This window comes from Micromonospora profundi (genome assembly GCF_011927785.1).
GTDB lineage: Bacteria > Actinomycetota > Actinomycetes > Mycobacteriales > Micromonosporaceae > Micromonospora > Micromonospora profundi.
Window position 1 is genome coordinate 3,829,656 of the sequence record NZ_JAATJK010000001.1, and the last position, 17,839, is coordinate 3,847,494.

Annotated in this window: 13 protein-coding genes; 11 read left to right on the forward strand and 2 right to left on the reverse strand. The window is 70.9% G+C overall.

What is annotated here, in order from left to right; genetic code table 11:
* Positions 1-153: 153 nt before the first annotated feature.
* The 4 genes from F4558_RS32205 to F4558_RS16790 all read left to right on the forward strand — a co-directional run bounded on the left by F4558_RS32205 (position 154) and on the right by F4558_RS16790 (position 5,361).
* Positions 154-1,677, forward strand: a complete 1,524-nt coding sequence (locus F4558_RS32205; protein ID WP_312877348.1) for an FG-GAP-like repeat-containing protein — start codon at positions 154-156, stop codon at positions 1,675-1,677.
* 88 nt (positions 1,678-1,765) lie between these two features.
* Positions 1,766-2,950, forward strand: coding sequence for a zinc-dependent alcohol dehydrogenase (locus F4558_RS16780; protein WP_053652682.1), 1,185 nt, complete (start codon positions 1,766-1,768; stop codon positions 2,948-2,950).
* Positions 2,951-3,127: 177 nt separating this feature from the next.
* Positions 3,128-4,129, forward strand: coding sequence for a serine hydrolase (locus F4558_RS16785; RefSeq protein ID WP_167945070.1), 1,002 nt, complete (start codon positions 3,128-3,130; stop codon positions 4,127-4,129).
* 98 nt (positions 4,130-4,227) lie between these two features.
* Positions 4,228-5,361 (forward strand): MBL fold metallo-hydrolase, encoded by a 1,134-nt coding sequence (locus F4558_RS16790; RefSeq protein WP_053652683.1) that lies wholly within the window; start codon positions 4,228-4,230, stop codon positions 5,359-5,361.
* Between the two features lie 58 nt (positions 5,362-5,419).
* On the opposite strand, the gene F4558_RS16795 is transcribed toward F4558_RS16790, so the two are convergent.
* Positions 5,420-6,931 carry a deoxyguanosinetriphosphate triphosphohydrolase family protein gene (locus F4558_RS16795; RefSeq protein ID WP_167945071.1) on the reverse strand — a complete coding sequence of 504 codons (1,512 nt, stop codon included), beginning with the start codon at positions 6,929-6,931 and terminating at the stop codon, positions 5,420-5,422.
* A gap of 176 nt (positions 6,932-7,107) precedes the next feature.
* On the opposite strand from F4558_RS16795, the gene F4558_RS16800 reads away from it, so the two are divergent.
* From F4558_RS16800 to F4558_RS16830, 7 genes are all read left to right on the forward strand, one after another.
* Complete coding sequence (locus tag F4558_RS16800; protein WP_167945072.1) at positions 7,108-9,684, forward strand: Tex family protein; 2,577 nt, start codon at positions 7,108-7,110, stop codon at positions 9,682-9,684.
* A 238-nt stretch (positions 9,685-9,922) separates the two neighbouring features.
* A complete protein-coding gene (locus F4558_RS16805; RefSeq protein ID WP_167947531.1) occupies positions 9,923-10,807 on the forward strand; it encodes an aminoglycoside phosphotransferase family protein in 885 nt (294 codons plus the stop codon).
* A 22-nt stretch (positions 10,808-10,829) separates the two neighbouring features.
* Positions 10,830-11,300: a hypothetical protein gene (locus F4558_RS16810; RefSeq protein WP_167945073.1), complete on the forward strand. Its 471-nt coding sequence runs from the start codon at positions 10,830-10,832 to the stop codon at positions 11,298-11,300.
* Positions 11,301-11,582: 282 nt separating this feature from the next.
* Positions 11,583-12,617, forward strand: coding sequence for an MraY family glycosyltransferase (locus F4558_RS16815; protein WP_167945074.1), 1,035 nt, complete (start codon positions 11,583-11,585; stop codon positions 12,615-12,617).
* Entirely contained in the window at positions 12,586-13,704 is a 1,119-nt protein-coding gene (locus tag F4558_RS16820) for an NAD-dependent epimerase/dehydratase family protein (RefSeq protein ID WP_167945075.1), read from the forward strand. The genes F4558_RS16815 and F4558_RS16820 overlap by 32 nt, the downstream gene beginning before the upstream one ends.
* Before the next feature lie 194 nt (positions 13,705-13,898).
* Entirely contained in the window at positions 13,899-15,770 is a 1,872-nt protein-coding gene (locus tag F4558_RS16825; protein WP_167945076.1) for a polysaccharide biosynthesis protein, read from the forward strand.
* 64 nt (positions 15,771-15,834) lie between these two features.
* A complete protein-coding gene (locus tag F4558_RS16830) occupies positions 15,835-16,482 on the forward strand; it encodes a NeuD/PglB/VioB family sugar acetyltransferase (protein WP_167945077.1) in 648 nt (215 codons plus the stop codon).
* Between the two features lie 31 nt (positions 16,483-16,513).
* On the opposite strand, the gene wecB is transcribed toward F4558_RS16830, so the two are convergent.
* Positions 16,514-17,626, reverse strand: coding sequence for a non-hydrolyzing UDP-N-acetylglucosamine 2-epimerase (wecB, locus tag F4558_RS16835; RefSeq protein ID WP_245241337.1), 1,113 nt, complete (start codon positions 17,624-17,626; stop codon positions 16,514-16,516).
* Between the last annotated feature and the right edge of the window lie 213 nt (positions 17,627-17,839).

A 17,839-nucleotide genomic window follows, 5' to 3' on the forward strand; every position in this document is an offset into this window, starting at 1 on the left:
GCCTGCGGTTTCACTTCTCCTCAGCGCCACGTCTCGCCGCTCGGGACGCGACACGCCCCTCTCCGACGCGACTGCCAGGCCCGCCCATCGGCGACACCGGCCCACGACGCGCCGCACACCGCTGCGACCGCCCACCCCGATAGGAGTCGCCCCATGTCCAGACTCCCGACAAGCGCCGCCCGGCGCGTCCTCGTCGCACTGCTCACCCTGGCCGGGGTCAGCCTGACCGCCGTGGTGAGCACGCCCTCTCCCGCGCTCGCCGCACCGAACTTCAAGGCGCCGTTCCCCTGCGGACAGCGGTGGACCTACGACCACCACAGCGCCGAGGTACGGCAGGCGCTGGACTTCGTCCGCGCCGACGGCGGCACCACCGGTGGCACGCCCCAGGTGGCATCGGCCGCCGGCGTCGCCCGCCGCTACTCGCAGCCCAGCGGAGCCGGCAACTACATCGTCATCGACCACGGTGGCGGCTGGACCACCTACTACTTCCACCTCAGCGCCTACTCGGTGCCCGACGGCGCCTACGTGCAGCAGGGCCAGCAGATCGGCATCACCGGTAGTACCGGCAACTCCTCCGGGCCGCATGTGCACTACGAGCAGCTCTACAACGGGGTCGGCCAGACGATCGTCATCAACGGGGTGTCCCTCGCGCCGTATCCCGGCCAGTACAACCAGAAGTACCTGGTCAGCGACAACTGCGGAACGTCGCCACCGGCCGCCGCGCGGTATTTTGGTGGGTCACCCACCGACTTCACCGGCGACGGCCGCGACGACGTCATCGCCTTCACCCACAGCCCCCTCGCCGACGCCTACGTCGCCACCTCCACCGGCACCAGCTTCACCGGCACCACCATCAAATGGCACGACTGGTTCGCCCTCACCGGCGAAACACCGCTGACCGGCGACGCCAACGGCGACGGCCGCGACGACGCCATCGTCTTCACCCACAGCCCCCTCGCCGACGTCCACGTCGCCCTCTCCACCGGCACCACCTTCGCCCCCAGCCAAAAATGGCACGACTGGTTCGCCCCCGGCACCGAAATACCCGCCATCGGCGACGTCAACGGCGACGGCAAAGACGACATCATCACCTTCACCCACGACACCACCGCCGACGTCTACGTCGCCCTCTCCACCGGCACAACCTTCACCGGCACCGCCGTCAAATGGCACGACTACTTCTCCATCGGAGGAGAATTCCCCGCCATCGGCGACGTCAACGGCGACGGACTCGACGACATCATCACCTTCACCCAAGGCCCCGCCACCGCCTCCGACGTCATCGTCGCCCTCTCCAACGGCACCAGCTTCGGACCACCACAAAAATGGCACGACCTGTTCGCCGTCGGCACCGAACAACCCCGCGTCGGCGACATCAACGGCGACGGCCGCGACGACATCGTCACCTTCACCTGCAACACCGACGCCGACGTCTACGCCGCCACCTCCACCGGCACCGGCTTCACCGGCACCACCGTGAAATGGCACGACTACTTCTGCCTACCCGGCGAATTCCCCTACCTCGCCGACACCAACGGCGACGGCAAAGACGACCTCATCGTCTTCACCAAAAACACCACAAACGACATCTACGTCGCCCTCTCCACCGGCACCGGATTCGCCCCCAGCACCAAATGGCACGACCACTTCGGCCTCAACGGCGAAACCACCCTCTGAACCGCGGCGGCCACCCGGCGACGTGCGGCCGGTTCAACCGTCCGAGCCCGGGTAGCAGAAAGGCAGGGACCGAAGGAGGAAACCAGACATGAAGGCGTTGACCTGGCAGGGCAAGCGGGACGTACGAGTCGAAGAGGTGCCGGACCCCCGGATCGAGGAGCCCACCGACGCGATCGTGAAGATCACATCGACGGCGATCTGCGGCTCCGACCTGCACCTGTACGAGGTGCTGGGGCCGTACCTGAAGCCCGGTGACATCCTCGGCCACGAGCCGATGGGAATCGTCGAGGAGGTCGGGTCGGGAGTGACAGGGCTCAAGCCCGGCGACCGCGTGGTGATCCCGTTCAACATCTCCTGCGGCAGCTGCTGGATGTGTCAGCGTCAGCTCTACGCCCAGTGCGAAACCACCCAGGTCACAAGCGAGGGCAAGGGCGCCTCGCTGTTCGGGTACACGTCGCTCTACGGCTCGGTGCCCGGCGGCCAGGCCGAGTACCTGCGCGTCCCGCAGGCCCACTTCGGACCGATCAAGATCCCGCAGAGCGGGGCCGACGAGCGCTACCTCTACCTCTCCGACATCCTGCCCACCGCCTGGCAGGCCGTGAAGTACGCCGACACCCCGCCCGGCGGCACCCTTGCCGTCTTCGGGCTCGGGCCGGTCGGCCAGTTCTGCGCCCGGATCGGCCGTCACCTCGGCGCCGGCCGGGTCATCGGGCTGGACCTGGTGCCGGAGCGGCTGGACCTGGCCCGCCGGCACGGCATCGAGGTGCTCGACGTCAGCGAGATGTCCGACGTGCCCAGCGCGCTCATCGACCTTGTCGACGGGCGCGGGCCGGACGCCGTCATCGACGCCGTCGGCATGGAGGCGCACGGCTCACCGGTCGGCAAGCTCGCCCAGACCGCCGCCGGACTGCTGCCGGACAAGCTTGCCCAGACCATGACCGACCGGGTCGGTGTGGACCGGCTCTCCGTCCTGCACGCCGCGCTCAAGGGGGTGCGCCGTGGCGGCACCGTCTCCCTCTCCGGCGTCTACGGCGGCGAGGCCGACCCGATGCCGCTGATGGAGATGTTCGACAGGGGCATCCAGCTGCGGATGGGGCAGTGCCACGTACGCCGGTGGACCGACGAGATCCTGCCGCTGCTCTCCGGCGACGACGATCCCCTGGGCGTGGAGGACCTGCGTACCCACCGTCTGCCGCTGAGCGACGCACCGCGGGCGTACGAGATGTTCCAGAAGAAGGAGGACGGTTGCATCAAGGTCGTCCTCGCGCCGTGAGCCATCAGCCTGACCTGCGGCGGCTCGCCCGGCACGTGTCCGGGCGGGTCTGGACGGTCGGTGCCGCGCCACGCCGAGGGCTCGGCTGAGCGGGAATCCGGGGACACCGTGTATCGATCAACTCGCATAGTGTGGTGGGCCGGCAAGCACTCCGGCGCCGCACGACGGGAGAGAAGATTGACTATCCGGCTGAACCGCAGGACAGCGCTCGGGCTCGGCACCGTGGCCACCGCCGGCACGGTACTCGGCGCGGTGACACCTGCGAGCGCCGCCGAGACCGCCCCGACCACCCCCGCGCGGGCCGCCCGCCGGGTCGCCGCCAGCTACACCAAGTTCAGCACGCAGGCCGGCGGAAACTGGCAGGCGTACGTCAGCGTGGCCAGCCCGGACGGCCCGCCTGTGGTCGCCGTGACGGCTCAGGCCGACCAGCGGATCGAGGCGTACAGCGTCAACAAGATCGCGGTTGCCACGGCGGTGCTGGACAAGGTCGACCGGGGGTTGCTCACCCTGGACCAGCGGGTCGAGGTGACCGCCGCCATCGTCGTACCGGGTGGTGACGGCATCTTCAGCCTGGACGGCGCGTACCCCAGCAGCGTGACCCTCGGTCACGTCCTGGCGAATCTGCTCACCGTCTCCGACGACACGGCGGTGCGGCTGTGCGGGTCGGTCTGCCCGGCCGCCGAACTCAACGCCATCCTTGTCGCCAAGGGCTTCCCGAACACCCAGGTGGAGCCGGTCGCCAACCCGAACCGTTTCTTCCTTGGCACCAGCACCCCGCGCGAGACGCACGACCTGCTGCGCGCCCTGGTCGGGGGCAGCCTGCTCTCGCCGGCCTCGACGACGTTCCTGCTCGGGCTGCTGCGCGCGCCTGTGGCGTTCACCGACGGCATCCGGCGCACGATGTCCTCCGACGACCGGGCGCGCATCGCCACGAAGGCGGGCTGGTTCGCCGACGCGCGGCACGAGGCAGGGGTGATCTTCGACCGGTCCGGGGCGGCGGTGCTCACCTACACGCTCTTCGCCGACGGGCAGGCCAACCCGGACGACTTCGGCGCCACCCACCCGGCCGTGCAGGCCCGCGCTTCCATGGGCCCCCGCTTCCTGGCGGCGGTGGACCGGCTCAGCGGCACGGGCACGGCGTACCGGACGACCGCTCGCCGGCCCAGCAACGGCGGCTGACCTGGCGGCGGGCCGATCGTCGCACGGCGATCGGCCCGTCCCGGCGCGATCGGCCCCGGGTGACTACCGTGTAGTGCGGACACGGCGGAGGGACGGCGATGGCGCCAGCGAATCGTACGGACGAAGAACGGTCGCTCGGGCGACTGCTGCGAGGCACGGCAGGGCTGGCCGCGTTGGCAGGCCTGGCCTGGGTGGCTCGGGACGTGCCGGCGGCCCTCGGCGGCCGGCTCACTGGCGCCCGCGCCGAACGGGCTGCCCGCTCGCCGCAGTTCCGCGACGGCACCTTCCACAACCGGGCCGGCACCCGAACGATGGTCGCCGACCCGGGCCGCAACCTGCTCCGCGAGCTGATCTTCGGCAAGCAGAAGCGGCGGCCAACCGCGCCCGTGCCGCTGCTGCGCCCGAGCGCGCCGCAGGCCACCGACGAGCTCGCCATCATCTGGTACGGCCACGCCACCGCCCTCATCGAGATCGAGGGCCGGCGGGTGCTGCTCGACCCCATGTGGAGCGACCGCTGCTCGCCGTCCGGGCTGGTCGGTCCACGGCGGCTGCACGAACCCCCGGTACGCCTTGACGAACTCCCCCCGCTGGACGCCATCCTGATCTCCCACGACCACTACGACCACCTGGACATGGCCACCGTGCAGGCGCTGACGGCCGGGCAGTCCGCGCCGTTCCTGGTGCCGCTGGGCGTGGGCGCGCACCTGGACCGCTGGGGCGTACCCGCCGAGCGGATCATCGAGCTGGACTGGGCCGAGTCGCACCGGGTCGCCGGCCTGGAGATCACCGCCACCCCCGCGCAGCACTTCTCCGGACGGGGCCTGCGCCGCGACGGCACGCTGTGGAGTTCCTGGGTGGTCGCCGGCTCCCGGCGCAGGGTCTTCTACACAGGTGACTCCGGCTACTTCGACGGGTACGCGGCGATCGGCGCGGAGCACGGGCCGTTCGACGCGACACTGATCCAGATCGGCGCGTACGACAGGGCGTGGCCGACGATCCACATGTTCCCTGAGGAAGCTGTCGACGCCCACCAGGATCTCCGGGGCGGGCTGCTCATCCCGGTGCACTGGGCGACGTTCAACCTGGCCCTGCACGACTGGTCCGAACCGGTGAACAGGCTGTGGGCGGAGGCGAAGGCACGCGACGTCCAGCTGGCGGTGCCCCGCCCGGGCGAGCGGGTGGTCGTCGCCGACCCGCCCGCCGTGGACGGATGGTGGCAGGCGATCGCCTAGTGAAAGGAAGGGCCCCTTGTTAACGCCTGGTGATTAACAAGGGGCCCTTCCTTTCACCTCAGAGCACGAACGCATCGGTCCAGAGCGCGCCGGACCGGCCGGACAGGGCGTCCAGCATGGCCACCGCCTGACCGTCGGTGAGCTGGGCCACGAAGTCCACGATCGCCCGTCCCCGGGCCCGGCCGATCCGATCCGGGGTACGCGGGTGCAACTCCGCCTCTGCCAGCTCAACGAGGTCGTGCAGCCGGCGGGGCAGCCGGGACTCCTCCTCCGGGTCGAGCAGCCACTCCCACAGCGCCTCGACGAGGGTGCCCAGCAGCCGGGCCTGGCCGCGCTGGTGCAGGGCGAGATCCGGACGGGCCAGCACGAACCGGTGGTGCACGAACTTGAGCACCTGCACCTCGTGCCACTGCGCACAGCCGAGCAGCACGTAGCCGGAGCGCATCGACGGCTGGTGGGTCATCGTGATCGCCTCGACGAAGCGGGTCGACCAGCGGGCGGAGAACCGCGACACGTACTGCTCCGCCTCGATGGAGCCGTCGAACGGCATCGCCAGCAGCCCGTCGACAAGTTCCTCGCGGACGTGCTCGACGGCGGCGGCGAACGCGTCGTCGTCGGCGATCCAGGCGTCCTTGCGGTGCAGTTGCCGCCGCAGCCGCTCGATCGCCGCGCCGGGCCGGCGGAACGCGCTGGCAAGCGCCGCGTCGGTGATCGCCCGGAGGTGTCCGCTCTCGCGCTGCCAGGCCATCAGCTCCGCCGAGACCGACCCCTGCTGGAGCACACCGACCCGGTAGAAGTCCTCCACGTCGTGGATGGCGTACGCGATGTCGTCGGCGGTGTCCATAACGGACGCCTCTACGGTCTGCTGCCAGTCCGGGATGCGGCCGACGAACGGTTCCCGGGCCTGTCGCAGGTCGTCCAGCTCGGTGCGGTACGCGCCGAACTTCAACGAGCCGCTCTCCGGGTCGTTCGGCGGCGGGGTGGCGCCGCGCGGCGGCGGGTCCAGCAGGCGGGGGTGCGGGTCGGGGTAGTCCAGCCGGGTCCACGGGTACTTCAGCAGGGCCGCGCGGACCGCGGCCGTCAGGTCCAGGCCGGTGGTGGCCGCGCCGCGGATCTCGGTGCTGGTGACGATCCGGTACGACTGGGCGTTGCCCTCGAAACCGTCGGCGAGGCCGAGGCGCTGGCGCGCCAGCCGGTCGAGCACCCGCTCCCCCAGGTGCCCGAACGGCGGGTGACCGAGGTCGTGGGCGAGCGCCGCTGCCTCCACCACGTCCGGGTCGCAGCCGCCGAGCCTGTCCAGCAGGTCGCGCCACCTGTCGTCGGCGATCAGCCGCTCGGCGATCGAGCGGGCCACCTGGGCGACCTTCAGACTGTGGGTGAGCCGGTTGTGCACCAGCAGCCCGGAACCGACCGGGCTGATCACCTGGGTGACTCCGCCGAGGCGGGCGAAGAAGGGCGAGGCGACGATCCGGTCCCGGTCGGCGCGGAACGGGTTCGCCGTCAGGTCCCCGAGAGCGCGGGCGCTGCCGCCGAAGAGCCGCCGGGTGCGCGGCCCCGCAGGTGATTCCATGATCGCCACGCTAGCGCAGGCGCGACCGGGGCCGCCGACGGATCAGCCCGGGCGGGTGCGGCAGAGCGGGCCGCCGCGCCCCGGCCGGGTGCGGCGACAGCGCGCGGGAGCGCCCGGCAGAATGCAGGCGTTACCCGCTCTTTGAAGGCGGATCGAGTCGAAGGCGGATCGAGATCGTGACCCAGTCTGTTCATCAGCGGATCGCCGACGAGCTCGGCGTGGCCGAGCGTCAGGTGCGGGCGGCCGTGGAACTGCTCGACGGCGGCGCCACAGTGCCGTTCATCGCCCGCTACCGCAAGGAGGCCACCGGCCTGCTCGACGACAGCCAGCTGCGCACCCTTGAGGAGCGGCTGCGCTACCTGCGGGAGCTGGACGAGCGGCGGGCAGCCGTCCTGGAGTCGATCCGCGGCCAGGGCAAGCTGGACGAGGCCCTCGAAGCGCAGATCATGGCGGCGGATTCGAAGTCCCGGCTGGAGGACATCTACCTGCCGTACAAGCCGAAGCGGCGGACCCGGGCGCAGATCGCCCGCGAGGCCGGGCTGGCCCCGCTGGCCGAGTCGCTGCTCGCCGACCCCAGCCAGGACCCGAAGGCCACCGCCGCCGGGTACGTCGACGCGGAGAAGGGCGTCGCGGACGCCCCCGCCGCGCTGGAGGGCGCGCGGGCGATCCTGATCGAGACGTTCGCCGAGGACGCCGACCTGATCGGCACGCTGCGCGAGCAGATGTGGTCGCGGGGCCGGCTGGTTTCCCGGGTACGCGACGGCCAGGAGACCACCGGCGCTAAGTTCGCCGACTACTTCGACTTCGCCGAGCCGTACCCGAAGCTGCCCTCGCACCGGATCCTGGCCATGTTCCGGGGCGAGAAGGAGGGCGTGCTCGACCTGACCATGGAGCCGGAGGAGGCCGGCGAGGCGGACGCCGTGCCGACCGGCCCGAGCCGGTACGAGGCGGCCATCGCCGGCCGGTTCGGGGTGTCCGACGCCGGCCGCCCCGCTGACCGTTGGCTGATCGACACGGTCCGCTGGGCCTGGCGGACCCGGATCCTCATCCACCTCGGCGCGGACCTGCGGATGCGCCTGTGGCAGGCGGCCGAGGAGGAGGCCGTGCGGGTGTTCGCCATGAACCTGCGCGACCTGCTGCTGGCCGCGCCGGCCGGCAGCCGACCCACGATGGGGTTGGACCCGGGCCTGCGCACCGGGGTCAAGGTGGCCGTGGTGGACGCCACCGGCAAGGTGCTCGCCACCGACACCATCTATCCGCACGAGCCGCGCCGGCAGTGGGACGCGTCGATCGAGACGCTCGCCCGGCTGGCCGGGGCGCACGGGGTGGAGCTGGTGTCGATCGGCAACGGCACCGCCTCGCGGGAGACCGACAAGCTGGCCGCCGACCTGATCAAGCGGCATCCGCAGCTCAACCTGACGAAGGTGATGGTCTCCGAGGCCGGCGCGTCGGTCTACTCCGCGTCCGCGTACGCCTCGCAGGAACTGCCGGGGATGGACGTGTCGCTGCGCGGCGCGGTGTCCATCGCCCGCCGGCTCCAGGACCCGCTCGCCGAACTGGTCAAGATCGATCCACGGTCGATCGGCGTCGGCCAGTACCAGCACGACCTGTCCGAGGTGAAGCTGTCCAGGTCGCTGGACGCGGTCGTCGAGGACTGCGTCAACGCGGTCGGGGTGGACGTCAACACCGCGTCCGCGCCGCTGCTGACCCGGGTCTCCGGGATCGGGGCCGGGCTGGCCGAGAACATCGTGCTGCACCGGGACGCCAACGGGCCGTTCCGGTCGCGTACCGACCTGAAGAAGGTGGCCCGGCTCGGGCCGAAGGCGTTCGAGCAGTGCGCGGGCTTCCTGCGCATCCCCGACGGCGACGACCCGCTGGACTCCTCAAGCGTGCACCCCGAGGCGTACCCGGTGGTGCGCCGGATCCTCTCCAGCACCGGCCAGGATCTGCGCTCGGTGATCGGTAAGAGCAGCATCCTGCGCGGGCTGCGGGCCACCGACTTCGTCGACGACAGGTTCGGCCTGCCCACCGTCACCGACATCCTCGCCGAGCTGGAGAAGCCGGGCCGGGACCCCCGCCCGGAGTTCCGCACGGCCACCTTCGTGGAGGGCGTGGAGAAGATCGGCGACCTGACGCCAGGCATGGTGCTGGAGGGCGTGGTCACCAACGTGGCCGCGTTCGGCGCGTTCGTCGACGTCGGCGTGCACCAGGACGGCCTGGTGCACGTGTCGGCGATGTCCCGCACCTTCGTGAAGGACCCCCGCGAGGTGGTGAAGTCCGGCGACGTGGTCCGGGTCAAGGTGCTCGACGTGGACGTACCCCGTAAGCGGATCTCGCTGACCCTGCGCCTGGAGGACGAGCCGGGCGCCGACGCCGGCCGCGGCGGCCGGACCAGTCAGGAGGGACGCGGCGGCCCGGCGCAACGCGGACCCGGCGGCCAGAGTGGCCGCGACGGCCAGAGTGGCCGTGACGAGCCCACCGGACGTGGCGGACCGGGGGGCCGCAGCGGGTCCGATGGTCAAGGCCGGTCTGGCGGCCAGGGGCGGTCTGGTGGACAGGGCAGGTCCGGTGGACACGGCAGGTCCGGTGGTCAGGGCGGGTCCGGTGGTCAGGGCGGGTCTGGCGGACAGGGCGGGTCTGGCGGACAGGGCAGGTCCGGTGGACAGGGCGGGCGCGGCGGGCAACAGCGGCAGAGCCCGCCACCGGCCAACGACGCGATGGCCGAGGCCCTACGCCGGGCCGGCCTGGCCTGACCCGAGCCTGGCGCGCCTCCCACAGGGTTCCCGCGAACGCTGCCCCGCGCCCGCGCCCGCGCCCGCGTCGCGCCGCGCTGCACGAGATCTTGGACAGTTTCCGTCAGCACGTGACGGAAACTGTCCAAGATTCGCGACCCCGCCACGTCTCGCGGCGGCGGGTGAAATCGGATCGCGGGGCTGCGGGGCTGCGGGGCTGCGGGGCTGCGGGGCTGCGGGTGATGATCTCGCGGTGAAGATGCACGCCGATCAGGTGGACGTGGGTGCGGACGTGGTCGCCGCGCTGGTGGCCGAGCAGTTTCCGCGCTGGCGAGGGCTGCCGGTGCGACCGCTCGCCTCGACCGGCACTGTCAACGCCCTGTTCCGGCTCGGCACGGAGATCGTGCTGCGGTTTCCGCTGCGGCCCTTCGCCGACCCCGGGCTGGACGCCGAGCTGCGGCGGGAGCAGGAACACGCGCTGCTGCTCGCCGCGCACCTGCCGGTCGAGGTGCCGGAGCCGCTCGGCCTCGGAGCGCCGGGCGCTGGCTACCCGGGGCCGTGGACGGCGTACCGCTGGATCGCCGGAGAAACCGCGGCGGCCGACCAGGTCGGCGGCTCCGACGCCTTCGCGCGTGACCTCGCCGACGTCGTGGTCGCCCTACGCGGCATGGACACCGGCGGCCGGTCCTGGTCGGGCACCGGTCGCGGTGGGCCGCTGTCCAGCCAGGACGCCGACGTTCGCGCCTCTCTGGCGGTCAGCGGCGGGCTCACCGACACCGTCGCGCTCACCGAGCTGTGGACCCGCTGCCGGGACACCCCCCGCGACGATCTCACCGACGTGTGGATCCACGCCGACCTGATGCCGGGCAACCTTCTGGTACGCAACGGACGACTGGTCGCGGTCATCGACCTGGGCGCGGTCGGCGTGGGTGACCCTGCGGTCGACCTGATGCCGGCGTGGAACCTGCTCGACGCCGGGGCGCGGGAGACCTACCAGCGGGCGCTCGGCGTGGACGACGCGACGTGGGAACGCGGACGCGGCTGGGCCCTGGGCCAGGCGGTGAACGCCCTGCCCTACTACGTCGACACCAACCCGGTGATGGCCGACATCGCGCGGCGCACCCTGCGGGCAGTGCTCGGCTGAGTCCGTCGCGTACCGTCGGCTCGTGGGCGAGGGCGACGACCGCGAGTGGCGGGAGCAGCGGCAGCGGGCCGTGCGGGCGCACGCTGACGCGGACGCGCGGCGGCGAGCCGCCGAGCAGTCCCAGGCCGCCGAGCTGGTGGCCTGGTTCGTGGCTGAGGCGACCCGGCGCGGGCTGCCCACCACCCGGCTGGTCGCCCGAGGCTACGACGGGCGCGGGCGTTACCGGACCGGGCTGACCGGCTGGTACGTCGACCAGGCCGAAACGCGGGCGGTGGACGTGGCGGGCAGGTTCCACCTGCTGACCGTGTCGGGCGGTCTGCGGGCGTGGTTGTTCGGCGTTGACCCCCAGCCCAGCCCGGCGCCACTTGTCGTCGGGGCAGGTGGGCGCGACGGTGAGTCGATCCCGTTGCGGACCCTGCTCACCCGCCGGCTGGGCGACGGCACGGACGGGTCGGATTCCGCCGGGCCGGATTCCGCCGCTGGCGTTCGCTAGCGCGGCAGGCGAACACTTTCGCGCCCCGGCCCGTGTCGGTTTTCCGACGCGGGCCGGACCGTTTCGTAGCCGGGCAGTCATAAGCCCGGTCGGCCTGATCTCCGTGCGGGCAGTTTCCGCTGCGTGTCGCACACCGAATACAGGTAAAGGTCGTTTGTCCCTAGTAGCGACCTCCTATGATTGATTTATCCCCCATGAACAGTTCTACCTGAAGGTCCCATTAGTGAATCTCATACGGATTTCCCCCTATCGCCGGCGGCCGCATGCTGCCACCAGGCCACGGTGAGCGTTCCGCTTGCCGGCGGAATCCTGCTCGCACTCATCGTCGGCTCCCTGCTGCAACCATTGATCCTGCGGCTGCTGACCGCGGCCTCCGTCCTCGACATACCGTCCGATCGGTCCTCGCACGACACCCCGATCCCGCGCGGCGGCGGCGTGGGCGTCGCCGTGGCGGCCGGGCTCGCCCTCCTTCTGAACGAGCACGCGCGGTCGATCGCCGTGCCGCTGCTGCTGTTCGCGGCCATCGGCCTCCTGGAGGACATCCGGGGCGTCCCGGTCCCTATCCGGCTGCTCCTGCAATTGCTCGTTGGCGTGGCCACGAGCCTGGCGTTGGTGCCAGGCGGCCACCCGGCGTACCTCCAGGTGGCCCTTGTCGTCGCCCTCGCGGCGTGGCTGACCGCCTACGTGAACGCCTTCAACTTCATGGACGGCATCAACGGGATCTCGGCCGTCCACGCGATCCTCGCCGGACTGGTGTACGCCGCCCTCGGCGTGCTGCGGGACCTTCCGCTGCTCACCGCCAGCGGCAGTCTGATCGCCGCCGCGTCCCTGACCTTCCTGCCGTGGAACGCCTGGGTCGCCCGGGTGTTCCTCGGTGACGTCGGGTCGTACGCCCTCGGTGGCGCGTTCGGTGCGCTCGCCGCGTACGCGATCGTGCGCGGCATCCCGCCGGAGGCAGCCGTGGCGCCGCTCGCCCTCTACCTCGCCGACACCGGCTGGACGCTGCTGCGCCGCATCCGTAACGGCGAAGCCTGGTACCGCCCCCATCGCAACCATGCCTACCAACGGTTGACCGACAGCGGGTGGTCACATCAACGGGTCACCGCGCTGACCGCCGGCATCGGCGCAACCGTCGCCGCCTGCCTGGTGGCCGCGTCCTTCAGCGGGCCACTTCTGCGCGCCGCGCTCGATGTCACGGCCGTCGCCATCCTCGCCGGCTATCTCGCCGCCCCCGCGTGGCTCGCAGCCCAGCGGTCAGGGCCCCCAACAGACGAAAGGCCGATCCATGCCAGAACTGTCAACTCCCCGAGTCGGTGACCTGGACGGCCTCGGGCCCCAGCCGGTCAAGCGGATCGCGGTGCTCGGCAGCAGCGGCTTCGTCGGCCGAGCGGTAGTCACCGAACTCCGTAGCCGGGGCATCGAGGTCCAGACCGTGCCCGCGCCGCGCCTGTCGTGGCCGCTCGCCCAGGCCCTCCGCGTCGATTCGGTGCCCTCGGGTCGCGACGACGAGGCGGTCGCCGACCTCGCCCGACAGCTCGACGGCGCACAGGTCGTGATCAACACGGCCGGGTTGCCGAACGGGTCCGCGCCGGACAGCGCGGAGCTGTACGGGGGCAACGCCCTCCTGCCCACCCTTGTCGCCCGAGCCAGCGCCCTTGTCGGCGCCACGCGCATGGTGCACGTCAGCTCGGCGGCAGCGCAGGGGGCTCTGGCGCTGGACGAGACCGCGCGGACGATGCCCTTCTCCCCGTACTCGCGCTCCAAGGCGATCGGCGAGCGCATGCTGCGCCACGAGGACTGCATCGACACCGTCATCTACCGGTCGACATGGGTCCACGACGTGGACCGGCCGAACACCCGCGCGCTCGTCCGGCTCGCCCAGTCGCGGTTGAGCTGCGTCGCCGGAGCAGGCGACGCGCCGACACCACAGGTCCTCATCGAGGACGTCGTCGCCTCGATCGTCCACCTCGGCCTCGTGAACGGACCGGTGCCGCCCATCGTGCTGCAACCTCCCAACGGGATGACCACAGGGCTCCTGCTCCGGCTGCTCGGTGGCCGCGAGCCACGGCACATCCCCGCGCGGCTGGCGCGGTACGCGACGAGCGGCATCAACGCGTACGGGAAGACGAGCCTGCGGGCCAACGCGCACGCGCGGCGCGTGGACATGCTGCTGTTCGGCAAGCCGCAGGTGCCCGGCTGGCTGGCCGAGCAGGGGCTGGCGCCACAGCTGCGGCCCGAGGCGTGGGAGCGGCTCAGGACGGCCGGCAGCCCGCAGACGTCCGCCGCCGGCGTGGACAGCGTCGCGCGTCCGAGGGCAGGCGAATCGCAGCCGCACGACGCGAGCGGAGCACCGTCCGGTCGAGCCAGCCGAGCCGACACGCCTGAGACGTACCTGACGAAGTAGCTCTTTTTCGCCGGCGCCTGGTGTCGCGCCCGACACGACACGCCTGCGGGCTTCCGGAGGGACGGTTGAACCTTGTCTCAAATACCCCTAAAGCCGACAGATGACCCGAGTTGATGTGTAACAAGGACAGAGGGCACAGAAGCTCCTTCTGCCGAGCGGCGGAAGCAGTGGTTGGACCGGACAGGAGCCAGGACATGCCGCAGGACACGGAGCACACGGAACGGGCGAGCCAGCGGGCGCGGCGGGCAAGGGCACGCCGCCGCGCGCTCGGGTTCCTCGCCGCCGACACCACCGGCTGGGTCGGCGGTTTCATCGTGGCCGCCTGGTCCCGGTTCGAGTTCCAACTCGATACGAGCCAACTGGCTCGTGCGGCGGGGGTCGGCGCCCTCGCGGCGTTCCTGCACCTCGCGGTGGCGGCCGTACGCCGGATCTACTCCGGACGGCACCCGCTGGGCAGCCTTCAGGAGGTCCAGGGTGTCGCCAGCACCACCATCCTGACGGCGGCCGTCATACTGCTCGGCCTGTTGTCGTCCGACGGGCGACCGGTACCGGCGAGCACCCCGCTCGTCGGCGGCGCGCTCGCCCTGCTCTTCATGCTCGGTGCCCGATTCACGTACCGGCACCGGCGTGATCTCTCGATGCGGCCGGACGTCCGGTCGTCGACACCGGTGTTGCTGTTCGGGATGGGCGACGCGGGGCAGGGTCTGCTGCGGGCCATGCTCAGTGACCCGCGCGGCCGGTACCTGCCGGTGGGCGCCCTCGATGACGACCCGGACAAGCGCGACCTGCGTATCCGGGGGGTCCGCGTGCTCGGCGGCCGAGACGACATCGCCGCCGCGCTCCGGCACACCGGGGCGGGCACTGTCATCTTCGCGGTGGCGAACGCCGATGCCGCGTTGATCCGCCAGATCCGCGAAGCCACCCTCCAGGCCGGCGCGGTGTTCAAGGTGCTGCCCCCGGTGCGGGAGCTTGTCGACCACCGGATCACCGTCACCGACGTCCGGGAGGTGCAGATCAGTGACCTGCTGGGCCGCCGCCAGGTGGTCGGTGACCTGCCGATGAGCGAGAGCAGCCTCACCGGCCGGCGGATCCTCGTGACCGGCGCCGGTGGCTCGATCGGCTCCGAACTCTGCCGGCAGGTGATGAAGGCCGACCCGGGCGAGCTGATGATGTTGGACCGGGACGAGTCCGCGCTGCACAGCCTGCAGATGTCGCTGTCCGGGCGGGCGCTGCTCGACAGTCCGGAGCTGATCCTCGCCGATCTGCGCGACGACGAGGGGGTACGACGGATCATCCGGGAACGCCGTCCGGACATCATCTTCCACGCCGCGGCGCTCAAGCACCTGCCTCTGCTGGAGCAGTACCCGGGCGAGGCGGTCAAGACCAACGTCTGGGGCACGCTCTCGGTGCTTGACGCCTGCCAGGACGTGGCGAAGTTCGTCAACATCTCCACCGACAAGGCCGCCAACCCGATCAGCGTCCTCGGCTACTCGAAGCGGATCACCGAGCGGCTGACCGCGCACGCCGCGTCCCGGTTCCCGGGGACCTTCCTCAGCGTCCGGTTCGGCAACGTGTTGAGCAGTCGCGGCTCGGTGGTCACCGCCTTCCAGCGACAGATCGAGGACGGCAAACCCCTGACCGTCACCCACCCCGACGTCACCCGCTATCTCATGACCATCCAGGAGGCCGTCCACCTGGTGCTCCAGGCCGCCGAGATCGGGCGCGACGGGGAGGCGCTGGTGCTGGACATGGGCGAGCCAGTCCGCATCGCCGACCTGGCACGGCAGATGGCCGAACACGCCTCCAGCTCCGTGCCCATCGTCTACACAGGCCTGCGGCCCGGCGAGAAGCTGCACGAGGATCTGCTCGGCGCCGGCGAGATCGACACCAGGCCGTTCCACCCGCTGGTGTCGCACGTGGCCGTTCCGGCGCTCGACCCGATGGAGGCAGGGAGCATCGACCCCTTCGACGACCCGGCAAAGGTGGTCGAACAGCTCGCCCTGCTCTGCGCTCAGCCGGCGATACCGATCATCCACGATTCAGCACAGGTGCCCCTGGCCCGCTGAGCAGGTCGCGCAGGAAGCGGCGGGCATCGGTGCCGTTCGAGGACGCGGGCGAGGAGGGACGGACATGACGACCAATGTGGTGATCGTCGGGACCGGCGGCATGGGTCGGGAGATCTTCGGCATCGTCCGGGCCATCAACGCCAACGTCTCGGACGCCCCGGTGTGGCGGGTCCTCGGCTTCGTCGACGACTATCCGACCGAGTCAGGTCTCAAGCTGGTCCAGCGGCTCGACGTACCCTTCCTCGGTCCGTCGCGGTGGCTGGCCGGGCAGTCGCCCACCACCCACGTCGCCCTGGGTGTCGGCGATCCGCGCTGGCGACGGGAGACGGATCTCGCGATTCAGCCGTACGGGCTGCCCGCCGCCACGCTCGTGCACCCCGCTGCCGAGATCGGTCCGGACTGTGTCTTCGAGGAAGGGCTGATCGCCCTCGGCGGGGCACGGGTGACGACGAACGTGATCGTCGGCCGGCACGTACACCTCAACCAGAACTGCACCGTCGGGCACGACTGCGTGCTGGGCGACCACGTCTCGGTCAACCCGCTGGCCGCGGTGTCCGGCTACTGCCGGATCGAGTCCGGCGTGATGATCGGTACGACCGCTGCGGTGCTCCAGGGACGCACTGTGGGCCGGGACGCGACAGTTGGTGCGGGCGCGGTCGTGACCCGCGACGTCGCGGGCGCGACCACGGTAAAGGGTGTGCCGGCCCGGTAGCCGGGCACCGGCCGGGCAGCGGCGACCGGAGTCAGCGCCGGATGCCCGCCCAGTCGTGGTGCCGGCGCACCGTCGACAGGATGAAGTCGACGACCCGCCGCGACGTGTCGGCCACTAGGTAGTCGCTCGGGCAGGGAACCCCACCGGCGGCGGTCTGGTCGACCACGACGCCTACCGATTCCACGACGGACTGCGGGTCGAGCCCGGTCATCACGATGCCGCCGACGTCCAGGGCCTCCGGGCGCTCGATCGATTCGCGCAGCGTCACCGCAGGGAATCCGAGGATCGTCGCTTCCTCGCTCACGGTGCCGCTGTCGGACAACGTACAGCGGGCGTGCCGTTGCAATGTCACGTAGTCGAAGAAGCCGAACGGCTCGTGGAACGCGATCCCCTCCAGCACCGCGTCGTCCATCGCGAGGGCCTCCAGCCGCTTGCGGGTCCGGGGGTGGGTGGACACCAGCAGCGGCAGACCCCACCGGTCCCGTACGGCGCGTAGGCAGTCCAGCAGTCGCCGCAGCCGATCAGGGTGGTCCACGTTCTCCTCGCGATGGGCGCTCACCACGAAGTACTGGCCCGGTTCGATCTCGAGCTGCCGCAGCACCGTCGACAGTTCGATCTCGGACCGGTAGTGGTCCAACACCTCGCGCATCGGCGAACCGGTGTGCATGATGCGACGCGGGTGCAGGCCCTCGGCGAGCAGATTGCGCCGCGCGTGCTCCGAGTAGACGAGGTTGAAGTCGGCAACGTGGTCAACGAGCTTGCGGTTGGTCTCCTCGGGCACGTTGAGGTCGAAGCAACGGTTGCCCGCCTCCATGTGGTAGACCGGCACCCGCATCCGACGGGCCATCAGGGCGGCGATGGCGCTGTTGGTGTCGCCCAGCACCAGCAGGGCGTCCGGCCGCAGCTCGGTTATCGCCTGTTCGGTGCCGACGAGGACAGCGCCCAGGACGTGGCCCAGCGAATGGGTGTCGACCTGAAGGAAACGGTCGGGTTGACGGACCTTCATCTCGTCGAAGAACACGTCGGACAACGCCGGATCCCAGTTCTGCCCGGTGTGCACGAGCACGTGATCCACTGTCTGGTCGAGCCGCTCGATGACCCGCGACAACCTGATGATCTCGGGCCGCGTTCCCACGACCGTCATGACCCGTGTCATTCGGAACCCTTTCGGCGTTGATCCCGGCTGGACCGACGCGTCGTCGATCGCCGTTGTTGACAGGCGACGCCGCAGGGCCCTCTCTGGCGGAGCAACGACTCGACAGGCGCACCGTAACGCGGTATGAACCAAATTTTCTTTTCGCAGGTTCCGTGAATCAAAAACCTATTATTGGCGTTTCAGCAGTGACGTGCCGCTTAG

Bases quoted from the DNA above. Each gene is read 5' to 3' on its own strand.
- F4558_RS16820 (WP_167945075.1), top strand. From the start codon at position 12,586: ATGCCAGAACTGTCAACTCCCCGAGTCGGTGACCTGGACGGCCTCGGG.
- F4558_RS16790 (WP_053652683.1), top strand. From the start codon at position 4,228: ATGGCGCCAGCGAATCGTACGGACGAAGAACGGTCGCTCGGGCGACTG.
- F4558_RS16825 (WP_167945076.1), top strand. From the start codon at position 13,899: ATGCCGCAGGACACGGAGCACACGGAACGGGCGAGCCAGCGGGCGCGG.
- F4558_RS16780 (WP_053652682.1), top strand. From the start codon at position 1,766: ATGAAGGCGTTGACCTGGCAGGGCAAGCGGGACGTACGAGTCGAAGAG.
- F4558_RS16830 (WP_167945077.1), top strand. From the start codon at position 15,835: ATGACGACCAATGTGGTGATCGTCGGGACCGGCGGCATGGGTCGGGAG.
- wecB (WP_245241337.1), bottom strand. From the start codon at position 17,626: ATGACGGTCGTGGGAACGCGGCCCGAGATCATCAGGTTGTCGCGGGTC.
- F4558_RS16805 (WP_167947531.1), top strand. From the start codon at position 9,923: ATGCACGCCGATCAGGTGGACGTGGGTGCGGACGTGGTCGCCGCGCTG.
- F4558_RS16795 (WP_167945071.1), bottom strand. From the start codon at position 6,931: ATGGAATCACCTGCGGGGCCGCGCACCCGGCGGCTCTTCGGCGGCAGC.
- F4558_RS32205 (WP_312877348.1), top strand. From the start codon at position 154: ATGTCCAGACTCCCGACAAGCGCCGCCCGGCGCGTCCTCGTCGCACTG.